At 67.7% G+C, this 15930-nt stretch carries 18 protein-coding genes; 6 read left to right on the plus strand and 12 right to left on the minus strand.

All coding sequences use genetic code 11. From position 1 onward, the window contains the following. Positions 1-34 precede the first annotated feature (34 nt). Positions 35-748, plus strand: coding sequence for a hypothetical protein (locus WOC76_RS17245; protein WP_341105100.1), 714 nt, complete (start codon positions 35-37; stop codon positions 746-748). A gap of 9 nt (positions 749-757) precedes the next feature. Next, on the plus strand, positions 758-1804 hold the full coding sequence (locus tag WOC76_RS17250) for an aldo/keto reductase (protein WP_341105099.1): 1047 nt from the start codon (positions 758-760) through the stop codon (positions 1802-1804). Between the two features lie 123 nt (positions 1805-1927). Here the strand turns inward: WOC76_RS17250 and WOC76_RS17255 are convergent, their stop codons facing one another. After that, the gene (locus WOC76_RS17255; protein ID WP_445730607.1) at positions 1928-2569 is read right to left on the minus strand and encodes a YqgE/AlgH family protein; all 642 of its coding nucleotides are present in this window, start codon (positions 2567-2569) and stop codon (positions 1928-1930) included. Positions 2570-2650: 81 nt separating this feature from the next. On the opposite strand from WOC76_RS17255, the gene WOC76_RS17260 reads away from it, so the two are divergent. Further along, positions 2651-3475 (plus strand): protein-disulfide reductase DsbD domain-containing protein, encoded by an 825-nt coding sequence (locus tag WOC76_RS17260; protein WP_341105097.1) that lies wholly within the window; start codon positions 2651-2653, stop codon positions 3473-3475. 46 nt (positions 3476-3521) lie between these two features. Here WOC76_RS17260 and WOC76_RS17265 read toward each other — a convergent pair whose 3' ends face one another. The 7 genes from WOC76_RS17265 to WOC76_RS17295 all read right to left on the minus strand — a co-directional run bounded on the left by WOC76_RS17265 (position 3522) and on the right by WOC76_RS17295 (position 9324). After that, positions 3522-4826, minus strand: coding sequence for a glycosyltransferase family 2 protein (locus WOC76_RS17265; protein WP_445730669.1), 1305 nt, complete (start codon positions 4824-4826; stop codon positions 3522-3524). Between the two features lie 7 nt (positions 4827-4833). Further along, on the minus strand, positions 4834-5994 hold the full coding sequence (locus WOC76_RS17270) for a glycosyltransferase (RefSeq protein WP_341431513.1): 1161 nt from the start codon (positions 5992-5994) through the stop codon (positions 4834-4836). Continuing rightward, positions 5991-6782, minus strand: coding sequence for an SDR family NAD(P)-dependent oxidoreductase (locus WOC76_RS17275; RefSeq protein WP_341105093.1), 792 nt, complete (start codon positions 6780-6782; stop codon positions 5991-5993). Before WOC76_RS17275 ends, WOC76_RS17270 begins: the two co-directional genes overlap by 4 nt. A 235-nt stretch (positions 6783-7017) precedes the next feature. After that, positions 7018-7422, minus strand: coding sequence for a MaoC family dehydratase (locus WOC76_RS17280; RefSeq protein ID WP_341105091.1), 405 nt, complete (start codon positions 7420-7422; stop codon positions 7018-7020). After that, positions 7419-7808, minus strand: a complete 390-nt coding sequence (locus WOC76_RS17285) for a hypothetical protein (RefSeq protein ID WP_341105089.1) — start codon at positions 7806-7808, stop codon at positions 7419-7421. Before WOC76_RS17285 ends, WOC76_RS17280 begins: the two co-directional genes overlap by 4 nt. After that, positions 7801-9048, minus strand: a complete 1248-nt coding sequence (locus tag WOC76_RS17290; RefSeq protein ID WP_341105087.1) for a beta-ketoacyl-[acyl-carrier-protein] synthase family protein — start codon at positions 9046-9048, stop codon at positions 7801-7803. Before WOC76_RS17290 ends, WOC76_RS17285 begins: the two co-directional genes overlap by 8 nt. Next, positions 9049-9324 carry an acyl carrier protein gene (locus tag WOC76_RS17295; protein WP_341105086.1) on the minus strand — a complete coding sequence of 92 codons (276 nt, stop codon included), beginning with the start codon at positions 9322-9324 and terminating at the stop codon, positions 9049-9051. 273 nt (positions 9325-9597) lie between these two features. Between WOC76_RS17295 and WOC76_RS17300 the strand changes: the two genes are divergently transcribed. The 3 genes from WOC76_RS17300 to WOC76_RS17310 are packed head-to-tail and all read left to right on the plus strand — an operon-like array spanning position 9598 to position 12255. Beyond that, positions 9598-11463, plus strand: a complete 1866-nt coding sequence (locus tag WOC76_RS17300; RefSeq protein WP_341431514.1) for a methylmalonyl-CoA mutase family protein — start codon at positions 9598-9600, stop codon at positions 11461-11463. After that, entirely contained in the window at positions 11460-11921 is a 462-nt protein-coding gene (locus WOC76_RS17305) for a hypothetical protein (RefSeq protein WP_341105084.1), read from the plus strand. Before WOC76_RS17300 ends, WOC76_RS17305 begins: the two co-directional genes overlap by 4 nt. 16 nt (positions 11922-11937) lie before the next feature. Then, positions 11938-12255: a hypothetical protein gene (locus tag WOC76_RS17310; protein ID WP_341105082.1), complete on the plus strand. Its 318-nt coding sequence runs from the start codon at positions 11938-11940 to the stop codon at positions 12253-12255. 65 nt (positions 12256-12320) lie between these two features. On the opposite strand, the gene WOC76_RS17315 is transcribed toward WOC76_RS17310, so the two are convergent. The 4 genes from WOC76_RS17315 to WOC76_RS17330 form a co-directional block, all read right to left on the minus strand. After that, positions 12321-13613: a L,D-transpeptidase family protein gene (locus WOC76_RS17315; RefSeq protein WP_445730668.1), complete on the minus strand. Its 1293-nt coding sequence runs from the start codon at positions 13611-13613 to the stop codon at positions 12321-12323. A 179-nt stretch (positions 13614-13792) separates the two neighbouring features. Continuing rightward, on the minus strand, positions 13793-14350 hold the full coding sequence (locus WOC76_RS17320; RefSeq protein ID WP_341105080.1) for a LemA family protein: 558 nt from the start codon (positions 14348-14350) through the stop codon (positions 13793-13795). 98 nt (positions 14351-14448) lie between these two features. Further along, complete coding sequence (locus WOC76_RS17325; RefSeq protein ID WP_341431515.1) at positions 14449-15180, minus strand: arginyltransferase; 732 nt, start codon at positions 15178-15180, stop codon at positions 14449-14451. 69 nt (positions 15181-15249) lie between these two features. Beyond that, positions 15250-15720, minus strand: coding sequence for an RDD family protein (locus WOC76_RS17330; protein ID WP_341431516.1), 471 nt, complete (start codon positions 15718-15720; stop codon positions 15250-15252). Positions 15721-15930: the final 210 nt, after the last annotated feature.

Raw genomic sequence — 15930 nt, forward strand, 5'->3', positions numbered from 1 at the left:
GCGATGGCGGCGCCGCCTCGTCCGCGAGGATCATATGAGTCGCCGCACGCTCGTCTATTTCGTCTGCTCGCCTCATTCGCGCACCGGCGTCACAACCACGGCGCGGCTGGTCACGGACTATTATCTTTCGCGCGGCGTCCCGGTCGAAGGCTTCGACACGGATGCCCGCGAACCCTCCTACGCCGAGCGTTTTCCGGGCCTGGCGCAGGCCGTCGACATTTTCGACGTGCGGGGCCAGATCGCCCTCTTCGACAGGCTGCTCGTGCCAAACGACGCGCCCAAGGTCGTCGATGTGTGGAGCTACTCCTTCGATCAGCTCTTCGCCATCATCTCCGAGATCGGCTTCTTCGAGGAGGCGGCGCGCGCCGGGGTGACGCCCGTCGTCATGTTCCAGGCCGACATGTCGCAAATGGCGGCGAACCATTGCCGCATCCTGGGCGCGACCTGGCCCGAGCTGTGGGTGACCGTCGTCCACAACGAGGGCGCTTCGCCGCTCGGGCTCGAGGCGCGGGAAACGCTCGCGGACTATCGGGCGCGCGGCAAGCTCGTGATCTCGAAGCTCGAACGCCCCATCGCAAGATTTCTGGACGACCCGGACTTCTTGCTGTCCGAATTCCTCCGCCAGCCGCCGCCCGCCATGTCGCTCGTCGTGCGGGCCGCCATCCGCAACTGGCTCCTGCCCATCTTCACTCAGCTCCAGAGCTTCGAATTGCGCCTTGCGCTGCAATCGAGCCAGTTTCTTCGCTAGGATCGCGCAATGGAATACAGAAAGCTCGGCCGCACCGACCTCGCCGTCTCCGCCCTCTGTCTCGGCTCCATGACCTGGGGTCAGCAGAACACGGAAGAGGAAGGCCATGCGCAGCTCGACTACGCCTTTGCGCAGGGCGTCAATTTCATCGACACGGCGGAAATCTATTCAATCCCGCCGCGTCCCGAGACGCAGGGCTCGACCGAGCGCATCATCGGCTCCTGGCTCGCCGCGCGGAAAAACCGCGACAAGGCGATTATCGCGACCAAGGTCGCAGGCCGGGGCGACGCGCGCTGGCTGCGCGAGGGCGCGGCGCCCGTTCTCGACCGCAAGAACATCCGTTTCGCGATCGAGGGCTCGCTGAAGCGCCTGCAAACCGATTACATCGATCTCTACCAGCTGCACTGGCCCGACCGCTCGCTGCCGCTCTGGGGCGCGGGTGGAACGACCTATCGGCCGCCCTCCAGACGCGCCGAAGTTCCCATCGAGGAAACGCTGGAGGCGCTCGATGAACTGGTCCGGAACGGCCTCGTGCGCCATGTCGGCCTCTCGAACGAGACGCCCTGGGGCGTCGCGCGCTTTCTGCGCGCCGCCGAACTCGGCCACGGCCCGCGCGTGGTCTCGATCCAGAACGCCTATAATCTCATCAACCGCGCCTTCGAGATGGGGCTCGCGGAATTCGCCGAGCGCGAGCAGGTGGGCCTTCTCGCCTATTCGCCCCTGGCGCAGGGCTATCTGACCGGCAAATATCAGGGCGGCGCTCGGCCGGCGGGCGCGCGCACCACGCTCTTCGAACGCGCCCAGCGCTATGAAAAGCCGGGCGTGGAAGCCGCCATCGACGCCTATCTGTCGCTCGCCCGCGACCTCGGCGTCGATCCGGCGCAGCTCGCCCTCGCCTATGTGACGTCGCGGCCTTTCGTGACCTCGAACATCATCGGCGCGACGACGATGGCGCAACTGGAGAAAGACCTCGCCTCGGCGCAGGTGACGATCACGCCCGAGATCGAAGCGCGGATCGATGAGATCCACCAGCTCCATAGCAATCCGGCCCCGTGAGGCGCGGGATGCCCGCGACGAGCGCTGCATGACGCGTCAACGTCACGGTGGGGCGCGTTGGAGCCATCCGTCCTCGCCCAAGGTCATGGCCGGGCTCGTCCCGGCCATCCGCGACCGGAACGCCTAAGCGTGTCCGGCGCTCGACGAGAGCCGCTCGAGGTCCACGCCCATGGAGCGCAGGGCGCGCGTGTATTTGCTGGAAAGATCGCGGTCGAAGAGCAGCGCCGGATCGGCCGGGCAATGCAGCCAGCCGTTTCTCTGAATCTCATCCTCGAGCTGGCCCGCGTCCCAGCCGGCGTAGCCCAGCGCCAGCACCGCCCTGTCCGGCCCCTCGCCCGCCGCGATGGCGCGCAGAATGTCCACGGTCGCGGTGAGCGACACCCCGTCGTCGATCGCAAGCGTCGAATTGTCGAGGAAGAAATCGGGCGTGTGCAAGACGAAGCCGCGGTCGGTCTGCACCGGGCCGCCGGAGAGGACCTGAATCTCCTCCGCGCCGCGCGGCAGGCTGATGCGCTCCTGCGGCGCAATCACCTGCAACTGGACGAGAAGCTCGGGAAAGTTCTTCACCCGGGACGGCTGATTGACGACGATGCCCATGGCGCCTTCTTCCGAATGCGCGCAGAGATAGATGACCGAGCGCGCGAAACGCTCGTCCGACATTCCGGGCATGGCGACCAGAAGCTGTCCGTCGAGGAAACGACGCCCGCCATTCCCAGCGAACCGCTCCGGTCCAGCCACTTCTTGCTTCCTGTGCAATGCGCTCATAGGGTCATGCTACGCCCGCAACGCCCCCTTAACAAGCGGCGTAAGGGAACATCGCAAGCGTCCCCACCCACGTGAGAGGCAATGCCCGAGACAAGGTTCAAGATGCGCGCTCGCCGCGCCCTCCCCGCCGCCCTGTTCGCCGCCGGCGCGGCGCTCTCCGTCGGGCCGGGGCTGGCCGCCGAGGCCGATTTCGCCACCGCCCCGGCAAAGGGCAGCGTCTCCGCCGTCCGCCTGCTGTCGGCGGGGCCGATGCAGGACGGCGCCTATCGCGCCGGCGTCGAGATCGCCCTCGATCCCAAGACGGTAACCTACTGGCGCCAGCCGGGAGAGGCCGGCTCGCCGCCGGTCTTCGACTTCTCGAAATCCGCGAATGTCGCCAGCGTCGAGCCCGTCTTCCCGCTCCCCAAACATATCGACGAGGCCGGCACGATCGTCGCCGGCTATGACGAGACCGTGATCTTCCCGTTGAAGGTCACCCCGAAAGACCCGAAGGCGCCGGCGACGCTCGCCATGAAGCTCGACTACGCCGCCTGCGGCAAGATCTGCCTGCCGGCGAAGGCGGAGCTGTCGCTCGCCTTGCCGCAGACGGGCGCCTCGCCCTATGCGGGCGCCATTGCGGCGGCCGAAAAACAGGCGCCCGTTAAGATCGGGGCCGCTGAAGCGCGAAAGCGGCTCGCCGTGACGAAGACCGGCGAGGGGGTCTGGCGCGTCGGCCTCTCCGGCTCCGGCAAGGCGCAGGATGTCTTCGCGGAGGTGAAGGAGCCGCTCTTCCTCGATGCCAAGAAAGAGGGCGACGCTTTTTCGCTGACGCTGTTCGGCGCCGGCCAATCGCAGAAAAGCGCGGACGCAACCCTGACCATCGTCACCGACAAGGGCGCCTTCGAAGCGCCGGTGCGGCTGGAGTAAGAGAAGGGGCGGACAGGCCCCTTCCCCTTGATTGCGGGGCTCCCCCCTATTCCGCCTCGGCGTCGAAGGGGGCGGCCTCGCCGGCGGGCGCCGTCTCCTGCTTGGGCGTGCGCTTGAAAGTGGATTTGCGGCCGCGCAGCGTTTGCAGGATCTTCGCCCCATTGGCGAAAGCCAGATAAATGAAGAGCGGCGGAACCGATCCCACGGTCTTGGCGTAATCCACGACCGTCCCGCGCTTGAGGGCGAGATATGGCGCAAGGGTGATGCCGAGCGCCACCATCAGCGTCATGACGGCGACGAGCCCGAGAAGCCCGTAATAGGGCGCGACCGAACCATGCAGCAGGGAGCCGATGAGGAGCGCGATCAGCCCGATCGCCGCCGAGGGAAAGAAAATCTGATGCGCGATGAGCGAGATCGCCATCACGCGCTTGGCGAGCGGCCAGGGCGCTTCCCAGATCGGCAGGATGGTCTTCTGCGCGACCTGCACGAAGCCGTTGGACCAGCGCCGCTGCTGGCGGCGGAAGTCGCGAATGCCGTCCGGCACCTGGCCGGGAATGGGCGGCTCCGAGACGAAGAGCCCGTGCCAGCCCTCGAGCTCCGCGCGCACGGTAAGGTCGAGGTCCTCGCAGAGCGAATAATCCGACCAGCCGCCGGCGTCCTCGACGGTCGCGCGGCGCCAGATTCCGCCCGTGCCGTTGAACTGGAACAGCCAGCCCGCAAGCGCGCGCGAACGCTGCTCGACCATGTAATGGCCGTCCTGAATGAGGCCCTGCGCCCGCGTGAGCCAGTTGGTCTCGTAATTCTGGAATTCGCAGCGCGACTGCACGAAGCCGGCGCGCGGGTCGGTGAGAAAGAGCGGCACGGTGCGCTTGAGCCAATTCGCCGGGGGACGGAAATCGGCGTCCAGCATGGCGATGAAGGGCTCGTTCGTCAGCGTCAGCCCATGGGCGCAGGCCCCGGCCTTGAAGCCCGAGCGGTCGGTGCGGCGCACATGGTCGATGATCGTCCCATTCGCGCGGAGTTCCTCCGCAACGGCGGCGGCGCGGGCCGTGGTCTCGTCCGTCGAATCGTCGAGAAGCTGGATGCGCAGCCTGTCCTTGGGCCAGTCGAGCTGGGCGACGCAGCGCAGGGACTGTTCGGTGACGAGCGGCTCGTTGAAGACCGGAATCTGCAACAGCACATGCGGCAGCTCGGCGTCGGGAACGGCGGGCGCCTCCGGGTCGCGCGCGCCGCGCATCCAGTCATAGAGGAAGCGGCCTATGACGACGAGATAGCCGAGCCCGATGGCGACCAGGATCGAGACGCAGAGATAGGCGACCGCGTCGACCAGGAACTGGAGGAGTCCGAGCAGCAAAAGGTTATCCTTCTTCTTGCGCGGGGGGCGCCGGCGGCGCCGCGACGCGCGCATGGACCTTGTCCTTCGCCCAGACCACCCGGTCGGTCATCCAGGCGTTCACCCAGACCGCGATCATCATAGCCTCGCGGACAATAAAAACCGCTGGCGCCGCTACCGATAACTGCCATCCTTTGGCCACGGAAAGCAATGTCTCCAGCGCAAACCAGACCAGAAAGGTCGCCGCAAAGCCTGCGGCGTGAGAGGCGCCAAGGAGCGGCGCGGCCAGAGATCCGGCGATAACCGCCGGAAAAGCCTGGCAAATCGGCTCCAGCAGGAAAGACAGAAGCTCGTCGTTGCGGCGGATCACGCTCCAGCGCAATTGCCTGTGATAAACATCCCCATAGGCGCGCGCGCCCAGCTTTTGCCGTACAGGCCGGTGCGAAAAGACCGGCCGCCGCCCGATTCGCCGCATCGCCTTGGCGAGCGCATTGTCCTCGCCGACCGTGTGCGAAATCGCGTCGAAACCGCCCGCGCGCAGAAAATCCGAGCGGCGGAACAGCATGATCTTGCCGACGCCATGCCCCTGCCCCAGGCAGGAGGCCAGGAACAGCATGCGCGCATGGGGGCCGTTGATGATCGCGGCCTCGACATGGGCCGCGAAGTTCTCGAGCCCGGCGCAATAGGGGATGGCGCAGACGAGGCCGACCTCGTCGGTGAGCTGGCGCATGTGCTGGGCCAACGCGTCGGGCTCCAGCAGCACATTGGCGTCCTTCATCAGGATCACGTCGTTTTGCGCCTGCATGAAGGGCGCGAAGAGATTGTCGACCTTAGGGCTCGCGGCGAAACGCGCGGTGGAAAGCAGCACGCGCGAGGGCCGCTCCGGATGGCGGGCGAAAATCTCCCGCATCCTTCGCACCGCCGGAGACTCCGCTTCCGCCGAGGAGACGGTCACGTCGAAGGAGGGATAGGCCTGCGCGAAGGCGGACTCCTGCGTGCGATCGAAACCGTCTTCGAGCAGCTTCACCGGCAGCACGATGGAGACCGGCGGCTGATCGCGCCGCGTCGCGCGGCGAGCGGCGATCCGCGGCTGGAGGATCGTGCCCACGACCGAAATGACGAGAAGCCCCATCGCCACGACCCAATAAGCGGCGGCGGCCCATGTCAGAATGTCGGAAAAGGTCACGAGGCCTCGCGCTCGCTCGTTTCCGGCACCTCGACATGGAAACGGCGCATGACGCCATCGACGAGGCCCGGCGGCAGCAGGGTGAAGAAGCGCATGGCGTGATACATATAGCCCGGGAAGGCGATGACCGGGCGGCGCCGGTCGAGCCCGCGCCTGATGATCTCGGCCGCTCTCGCATCCGACATTGCGCCCGGCTGCCAGGATTTGGTGCGCGCCGCCATGGGCGTCTCGACGAAGCCCGGCACGATGAGGCTCACGCTCACGCCATGCGGCGCCAGACGCCCGCGCAGGCAATCCGCCCACATGTGAACGCTGGCCTTGGCCGCGCAATAGGCGGGCGAATAGGGCAGGCTCCGCACGCCGGCCATGGAGCCGACGATGGCGATCTGACCCGCGCCCCGTGCGCACATCGTCGGAATCGCCGGCTCGACCGTATTGAAGACTCCGTTGACATTGATCGCCATCATGGCGCGGACGGCGTCGGACGTTTCGAGAATCTGGCCGGGCGACAGCCCCGTCGCAACGCCGGCGTTCGCGACGAGGATATCGAGCGGGCGCGCTGCATGGGCCGCCTCCACGAGCCGCGCCATGGTCTCGCGGTCGCGCACATCGGCGATGCGGGTCTCGACATCGGCGGCGCCGGCGGCGCGGCAGGCCTCGGCCGTGGCCTCGAGCCGCGTTTTGTCGCGCCCGAGCAGAAAGAGACTGGCGCCGTCCTTCGCATACGCCAGCGCCAAAGCGCGGCCAATGCCCGACGAGGCGCCGGTGATGAGCAGGCGTTTCGTCACGAGCGCCCCTCCTGAGGCTGGGAAGAAGTGCGCGCCGACGATCGACGGGGGGTATTGCGGCTTTCCCCCACCCCGACCGTCCCCGCAAGGGGGAGGGAGGGGATCATCGGCAAGGGCGAGGGCTTTGACTCGGGTCTAGCAGCCGCCCGCACCTCCATCGCCAATGAACCGCCGCGCCGCTTGGATTCCCCTCCCCCTTGCGGGGAGGGGCTAGGGGTGGGGGTAGACAAGCCGATCACGACCGCGTCCCACGCCGCAGCGTCGCCTCGCCGATGACGCCCGGCGTGCGGGCCGCGCCATGGGCGAAGAGGCGGACGAAGACTTCATCGTCCGACGCCCGCAGCACCCGGCCGGAGAGCGTCACCGTCTCGCCGCGCAGGATAGGCTGGATGAATTTCGCCGAAAGCCCGACGAGGCGGAGATCATTCCGCCAGCCTTTGATCATCGGCTCGAAGGCCGCGAGCAGCTTCATGCCGTGCACTGGCGGCGCGGCGAGGCCGATCTTCGCTGCCACCGCGTCGTCGAGATGCAGCGGATTGTCGTCGCCCGAGACTTCCGCGTAGCGCGCGAGCGCCTCGGCGTCGAAGGGCCCCATGACGGTCTCCGGCAGCTTGTCGCCGATCTTGATCTCGCCGCTCATGCCCCCTCTCCAAAGCCCGCGCGCGGCACGAGACGCAGCATTGTCTCGGCTCTGGCCACTGTTGCGCCGTCGGCGGCGATGGTCGCGTCGAGGATGAGGCGCGGCGGCGTCTCCTCGCGGCGCAGCGCGACCGTCACGTCATAGTCGGCGCCGGCGCGAAGCGGCGCCTGGAAGGAGAAGCTCTGCGACTCGTGCACCGGGACGACGCCCTCGACCGCGCAGAGATCGCGCACCGGATCGAAGAGCCTCGGATCGGCGATCCAGATCGCGGGATAGGAAAGCGGCACGCTCGCGCCGTCGCCCCCGGTCTCGCGCGCGAAGGCGGCGGCGCGCGCGGGATCGACCCGGAAACGAAAGGGTCCGAGAATGGCCAGCGCGTCAGGCATGACGCACCGCCAGAACCGCGTTGATGCCGCCGAAGGCGAAGGAATTGGAGATCGCCGCCTCGATCCGGCGCTTGCGCGCGACATTGGGCACGGCGTCGATCGGGCAGCTTTCATCAAATTCGAGGAAATTGATCGTCGGGGGGACGATCTGCTCCCGCAGCGCGTGAATCGTGATGGCGAGTTCGAGCCCGCCGCTCGCGCCGAGCGCATGGCCGTGGATCGGCTTGGTGGAGGAAACCGGAACCTCGCGCCCGTAATCGCCGAAGACGCGCAGGATCGCCTCCGACTCGGTGATGTCATTGGCGTGGGTCGCCGTGCCATGGGCGTTGATGTAATGCACGTCGCGGGGCGAAAGGCCCGCATCCTCCAGCGCCAGCGCGATGCAGCTCGACGCCCCGTCGAGATCGGGGCGGACGGGGTCCTTGGCGTCGCTCGTCGTGGCGTAGCCCGCGAGTTCGCACAGCGGCTCGTGGCCCCGCTCCCGCGCGGCCTCGGCGGTCTCCAGAACGAAGGCGGCGGCGCCCTCTCCGAGCGACATGCCATTGCGGCCCTTCGAGAAGGGGCGGCACAGACTGGGAGTCATCACCCGCAGGCCCTCCCAGGCGCGGATGGTGGCGTTGATGACGCAGGCTTCGGCGCCGCCGACGATGGCGCGATCGACCATGCCGGAGCGGATCATCTGCATGCCCAGGCCGACCGACTGGCTCGCCGAGGAGCAGGCGCTGCCGATGGCGAAAGTCGGCCCGAGCGCCGAAAAACGCGCGCCGATGGTGGTGGGCATGGCGCTCGGGATGAGCTTTGGCACGCTCAGCGTATCGGGCCGCGTATGCTCGACGTAATATTTGTAGATGCCGTCCTCGATCGTGGTCATTCCGCCGATGCCGGTGCCCATGATGACGGCGGTGCGCGGCCCGGCGATGTCCTTGCGGCCGAAGCCCGCCTGCGCCATGGCCTCGTCGGCCGCCACGACGGCGAATTGCGTGAAGGGGTCGCAGAAGGGCAGGACGTTGGGCTCGATGAAGGCGGCCGGATCGAAATCGGGGACCTGAGCCGCGATCTTGATGCGCCCGTCATAGGGACGCACCGTCTTCAGGGGGCGGATTTGCGAGACGCCGTCGCGCGCGGCCTCCCACAGCCTGCGCGCGCCCACGCCCGAGGCGCAAACGGCGCCCATGCCGGAGACGACGACGCGGCGTCCTCGCCCTCCCCCCAGCGAAGCTCCCCCGAGCGAAACCGCCATTTACTGGTTCTCGCGCTCTTTCTGGATGTGCTCGGCGATCGCGCCGATGAGAGCCTCGACCGTCTTCGCCTCCTGCAGGGAGCCATCCATGGGAATGTAGACGTTGAACTTCTCTTCGAGCGCGGTGAGGATCATGACGATGTCGACGGACTTGAGGTCGAGGCTCTCGATCGTCGCGTCGGGCGTCACCTTGCTGCGGTCGACCATTCCCTCCGAGGCAATGACTTCGATGATCTCTTCTTTGAGCTTGGCAATGTCCTGGGGTTGATCGGTCACGAAAATGGCTCCGTTAGGTCTCGCGGTCCCGCGAAAGAGCAAGGGCCTTCGCGCGGCGCTTTTACAAGTCTTGTGCGCCGCACGCGGCGCATTGACGCAGGCGGGGGCGCGCGCCGCGCGGCCCCTTCGCCACCCGGCGCGCGCGGATGCGTCTTGGTTACGGGTTTTGGATGCGAAAATAAAGCCCGGCCCGAGGCCCTGCGGCGGCGGGGCCGCTTCCCCAAGCGGGCGCTTCGTGGCAAAAGGCCGCAAAACACGAGGGGTCAGGTCCAAATGAGCGCCAATGAGACAGCCATCGCCGGGGTTTTTCCACAGCCGACCGAGGAGCAGTGGCGCAAGCTCGTCGACAAGGCTCTGAAAGGCGGCTCATTCGACGCGCTCGTCTCCAGGACCTATGACGGCGCGGCGATCGCTCCGCTCTACGCCCGCGCGAAGGAGGCCGGCCCGCGCGCGCTGCGCCGCACGCCGGGACGCTGGTCGATCCTCGGCCGCGTGGACCTCGCCGACGCGGAGGCCGCCAATCGGCTGGCGCTCGAAGACCTCGAGGGCGGCGCCGACGGGCTGCACATTGTCTTTGCCGGATCGCAGGGCGCCTATGGCGCGGGCCTGACGAGCGACGGCGACGGAACGATCGCCCAGCTCCTCGCCAACATTCGGCTCGACTACGGCATTCCCCTGCTCGTGGAGGCGTCGCCGCGCGCGGCCCATGCCGCGGCGGCCGTCATGCGCCATGTCGACGCCCAACACATCGACCCCTCGATCACGCGCATTTCCTTCGGGCTCGATCCGCTCGGGCTTCAGGCGCTGCACGGTTTCGCGCCGGCGCCGTGGACACAAGCGTCGAAGACCTTCGCCGAGGCGGCGAAGACCATCGGCAGGGCTGGCTACAAGGCGGGCGTCGCGGTCGCCGACGCGCGGGTCGTGCATGCGGCGGGCGGATCGGAGACGCAGGAGCTCGCCTTCGCGCTTGCGGCCGGCGTCGCCTATCTGCGCGCGCTGACCGACAACGGCCTCGACATCGAGACCGCGCGTTCGCTCGTCGCGCTGCGCTTCGCGGCGGACGCGGACGAATTCATGGGCGTCGCCAAGTTCCGCGCCGCGCGCCGCCTCTGGGCCCGCGTCGAGGACGCCTGCGGCCTCGCGCCCGCGCCCGTCCTCATCTTCGCCGAAACCGCCTGGCGGATGATGTCGCGCCGCGACCCCTGGAACAACATCCTGCGCGGCACGCTCGCAACCTTCTCGGCGGCCGTCGGCGGCGCCGATACGATCACGGTCCTGCCCTTCACGCAGCCTTTCGGCGCGGCCGACGGCTTCGCCCGCCGCCTCGCGCGCGACACGCAGCTCGTTCTTCAGGATGAATCCCACATCGACGCGGTCGACGATCCGACGAGCGGCGCCGGCGGATTCGAGGCGCTGACGGACGATCTCTGCGCCCGCGCCTGGGCCGCTTTTCAGGAGATCGAAGCCGAGGGCGGCCTGCCCGCGGCGCTGGAGAAGGGAAGCTTCCAGGGCCGCGTGGCGGCGACCGCCGGCGAGCGCGCCAAGCGGGTGGCGCGCGCCCGCGAAAAGGTGATCGGCGCCAACGAGTTTCCGGACATCCACGAAAAGGCGCTCGACGTGCTCGCCCCCTTCGACGCGTCGCGCCAGACGGCCGAGGCGCCGGCCAGCGCCGTGAGGTCCGCGCCGCTCCCGCCCCGCCGCCTCGCCGAACCTTTCGAGCGCCTACGCGATGACTCCGACGCCTATGCCCAGAAAACAGGCAGGCGGCCGAAAGTGTTTCTGGCCAATCTCGGCACGGTCGCCGCCTTTACGGCCCGCGCCAATTTCGCCAAGAATTTTTTCGAGGCGGGCGGAATCGAAGCTGTTTTTGGACCCGAAACGGAGTCGACCATCGAGCTCGCCGCGGCTTTCCGCGAGTCTGGCGCGAAAATCGCTTGCCTGTGCTCGTCCGATCGGATTTACGCAGATGTCGCCGCGCCCGCCGCGATCGCCCTGAGGGGCGCCGGCGCGCGGCTTTATTCCGCCGGACGCCCCGGCGAGCTCGAAGAGACGCTGCGTAATGCAGGCGTCGCAGAGTTCATCTACGTGGGCTGCGACATGTATGACGTGCTTCAGCATGCGCTGGAGGAGGCGAAATGAGATTTCTTACCGTTGGTCTTGCGGCGTCGCTCGTGGCGGGCGGCGCCATGGCGAAACCCCATAAATACCACAAGCCGGCCGCGTCGCCCGCGCTGGCGACGGCGCCCGCCGGTCCCAACGGATCCTGGACGATCGAGGCGACGACGACCGTCGGCGAGTGCCCGTCGCTGATTCCGACCGATCTGACCGTCGCCGACAACCGGATCGCCGACGCCGGCGGGGCCAGGATCGCGAGTTGGGGCTATGTGGACGACGCGGGCAACATCGTCGCGCGCTTCACAGGCGAAGGCGAGCATGTCGCCCGCTTCCACGGCGCTCTGAAGGGTGGCAAGGGCGCGGGCGCCTGGTCCTCCTCGACCGACATGTGCGGCGGCACCTGGCGCGCCGAGCGTCAGAAATCAGCCCTTTCCTCCCCGCTCGCCCATCTCGCGGACGAGAGCGCGAGCGCGCAACGCTGAGACCGGGCGCCTCGGCGTGCCAATTCCGGCGCTCGCCGCGTCAGCCAAGCAGATGGGCTGGTATGCGGGCCGCGCCATCCGGCGGCGGCTGAAAGGCGAAGCGCCCAGAAAACCCTTCCGCTACCGCGACCATGGAACTCTGGCGACGATCGGCAGAAAATCCGCCATCGTGAAACTCGGCCGTCTGGAGCTGACAGGCTTCGTCGGCTGGCTCTTCTGGAGCGTCGTCCACGTCTATTTTCTGGTCAATCTGCGCAGCCGGCTCTTCGTCGCCATCAGCTGGATCGCGGCCTATTTCACCTACCATCGCGGCGCGCGGCTGATCACGCGGTGACAGGCGGAGCTTGCCCGCGTCACGCCAATGCGGCCGGGGCGCAGGTCCCGGCCGTTGGTCGCCCGTTAATTCTCGTCGTCGCGCGGGAGGAGCGGCTCGCGCGTCGCACGCGGCGCGGCGGCCTGCTGCGTGACGGGCGCCGGCGCCTGGGAATAATCCGGCGGCTCTGCGCGCGCAGAATTCAGCCCGTCGCGCTGATAGATGTCTTCGCGGAACTGGGTGATCCCGTCGGGCGTGCCCCAGGCGGTCACATAGACCCAATAGACCGGGACGGCCGGCTGGATCTTCACGTCGATACGCTCGCCCGAGGCAATCGCGCGGTCGATCGCGTCGCGGTCCCAGCCCGGCGTCTCGCGCAGCAGAAAGGCCACATAGTCGCGCACGTTCTGGAGGCGAATGCAGCCCGAGGAGACGAAGCGGAAGTCGTCGCCGAAGACGCCCTTGGCCGGCGTGTCGTGCATATAGACGCCATAAGGGTTGGCGATGTCGATGCGCACCACGCCGAGGGAGTTGAAGTCGCCGCCAATGTCCTGGCGGAACTTGTAGTTCATCGCGTCGAGCGAGCGCCAGTTGATCTGCTCGGGCTGAAGCTCCTGGCCTTCCTTGTTGTAAACGCGGATGTGGTTGTCGTGCAGATAATTGGGATCCGCCTGCATCTTGGGGATGAGATCCTTGCGGATCACCGAGGCGGGCACGGTCCAGAAGGGATTGAAATTGACCTGATAGGCCTTGGTCTGCATCACCGGCGACTGGCGGTCGATCTTGCCGACGCCGGCGATGTGGTGCGTGACCACCTGTCCGTTCTCGACCGTCTCGACCTGCGCCGCCGGGATATTGGCGGTGACGTAGCGGGCGCCGAGGTCGCGCGAGAAGCTGCGCAGCCGCACCAGATTGGTCTCGAGCTGGCGCAGGCGGGTCTCGGCTGGAACGTTCAGCGCGGCGAGCGTCTGCTGATTGACGACGCCGGTCTCGATGACGCCGTGGCGGGCCTGAAAGCGGCGCACCGCCGCCTCGACATAGGAGTCGAAAATCGGGCTCGTGCCGGTCTCGGACCCGATGTCGCCGGAGACGATGAGACGGCGGCGCAGCGCCGACACGGCGCCGTTGTTGGAGCCGAGCCGCAGCGTCTGATTCGGCACCGTCGGCCAGCCGCCCGACTCGACGATCTGGCGGTAACGCTCGATGGCGGCTTCAGTCGCCGCGACAGTCTGTTCGGAGAGGATGGGCGTCGTCGAGCGCGACACGGTCAGGCGCGCGTCGGCGTCGTAACGCTGAGCCCATTCGGCCTGGCCGGTCTCCGCCCGCGCGGGAAGCGCCGAGCCGAGCGCGAGGAAAAGGGAAAGCGGGAGAATCGCTATTTTCTGCACCAGTCGCTCCAGTCGCCGCCGTCTTTCACGACGGCGTTAGAGAAAAAACGTCCCGGGGACGCGGCCGCGCCGAGACGTCGAATGCGGTTTTCTGCAAATCACCGCTTTTAAACTTAACAAAGCGATAACACCGGGCGATTTTGTGGCGTCGCAAAACCTGGCCTCGGCCGTCACCCCGTCGGGCCGGAGCCTTCCCCGTCGGGCTGCTCCTCCCCGATGTCGTAGAACGGGCGCGGCGCGAGCCGCAGCCGAACGGCGAACAGGCTCTCCGGAAACTGGCAGAGCGCCTCATTATAGGCGTCGGTCGCCGCCTTGAGGCCGCGCCGCGCGGCGGCGAGCTGGCGCTCGGCTTCGTCCATGCGGATGCGAAGCTCCCGAAAGTCATCGAGGGTCTGGATTTGCGGGACGCCTTGCGCCCGGCCCAGAAGCGCGTGAACCCCATCGGCCAGACGCGTCTCGCCGAAGAGCCGGGCTTGCGGCGAATGCGCCCGGCGCGCGCCGGCATAGGCGGTGGCGACGGCGTCGATCGCCACGCGCTCCTGCGGCGCGAAGGCGCGCATCAGGCCGACGAGCGCGGGAAAGAGGGAATGCAGGCGCAAGGAGGCGGCCTCGACGTCGGCCGCTGCGTCGACGCAGCGCGCATCGAGCGCCAGAAGGCGGCGCCGCGCGTTCAGCAAAACCGCCCCCGCGACGCCGATCACGGCGAAAGCAATCGAGAAAAACAGCATGGCGAGCCTCTTCGAGGAGCATAATCGCCCGCCGGCGCTTGCAAAAAAGTTACCTTGTCGGAACCTTTCGGCGCATGGTTATCAAAGAATGACCCGCCTCACCCGATGCGTATCCAGCCCTCGGGGCCGAGCCGCTCCTGGGGCAGGAAGCGCGCCTTGTAATCCATCTTGCGCGAGCCCTCGACCCAATAGCCGAGATAGAGGTGCGGCAGGCCGGCGGCCCTGGCGCGGCGCATGTGGTCGAGGATCATGAAGGCGCCGAGCGATCGCTCGACAAACTCGGGCTCATAGAAGGAATAGACCATGGACAGGCCGTCGGCGAGCCGGTCGGTGAGGCAGCAGGCGACGAGGCGGCCGGCGCCGTTCGCATCCGCCCGCAGGCGGTATTCGACGAGCCGCGTCTCCACATGGCTGTCCTCGATCATCATCTGGTAATCGACCATGCTCATGTCGGCCATTCCGCCGTCGGCGTGGCGCACGCCGACATAGCGCCGAAACAGCGCATATTGCTCCGGCGTGGCGCGCGCCGGCCGCGCCTCGGCCACGATGTCGGCGTTCCGGCGCAGCACGCGGCGCAGGCCCCTCGAGGGCGAAAACTCCACGATCTTGACCCTGACGGAGACGCAAGCCCGACAATGCTCGCAGGCCGGGCGGTAGGCGATCGTCTGGGAGCGTCGGAAGCCCGCCTGGGTCAGGGAGTCGTTGAGCGCGGGCGCCCGCAGGCCGATGAGATGCGTGAACACCTTGCGCTCCGCCCGGCCCGGCAGATAGGGGCAAGGCGCAGGCGAGGTCAGGTAGAATTGCGGCGCATCGCGAGGTTCTCTGGTCACGCTCGACTCGTTCGCTCTCTTGCTCTTTCGAGAATAGGGCGGCGACCGTCGGCCCGCCAATGTCTCTTTTTATGCGGAGCGGCGAAGCACGACGACGTCCGCTAGCATGTCGTGCAGACAGCGCTTGTCGCGCGTCACCAGCGACAGCAGGAACAGCGGCGGGAACATCCACGTCACATAGAACAGCACCGCATGGACCGCCGCCTGAAGGAACGGAACGGGCGCGCCCTGCATGGTGCGCATCTCGAGATCCATGAAGGCCATGCCGGGCGTCGCCATGCGCCAGCCCGACACGGTGAGGCCGTTGTAGAAGAAGGCCACGATGGGAAAGAGCGGCGGCAGCAGCAGGGCCGACATGCCGAAGCTCAGAATGAAGAGGGCGAGGAAGATCGCCACGGAGAGGCCCGACACCAGGATGAGATCCAGGCCAACCGCCATGACGCGGCGCGTGCGCACGCCTTCGAGCGCCGCCGCCGGGATGTAGGGGGCCTGAGTCTGCGGGGGGGAATGGGGGTAATTCCCACGAAAATCGCCGGTCATGTTCCTTGCTCCGGGCGGGGTCCCGGCCCATTGCGGGGCGCCCGCCGCCGCCCCAATGTCGGACGCGCCGGCGCGGCTTTCAAGGCCGCCGCCGCCTCGGGATTATGGGGATTAGGCGGGCGCGCGCCTTGACGCGGTCACGAAGCTGTCGCAACCCTCGCCGCGACCCAGCCGGCGGAGGTCGGCTCCGGCGCAACCTTCATCGGGAAA

Origin of the sequence: Methylocystis sp. IM3, from assembly GCF_038070105.1 — a bacterium.
In the GTDB taxonomy this organism is placed as follows: domain Bacteria; phylum Pseudomonadota; class Alphaproteobacteria; order Rhizobiales; family Beijerinckiaceae; genus Methylocystis.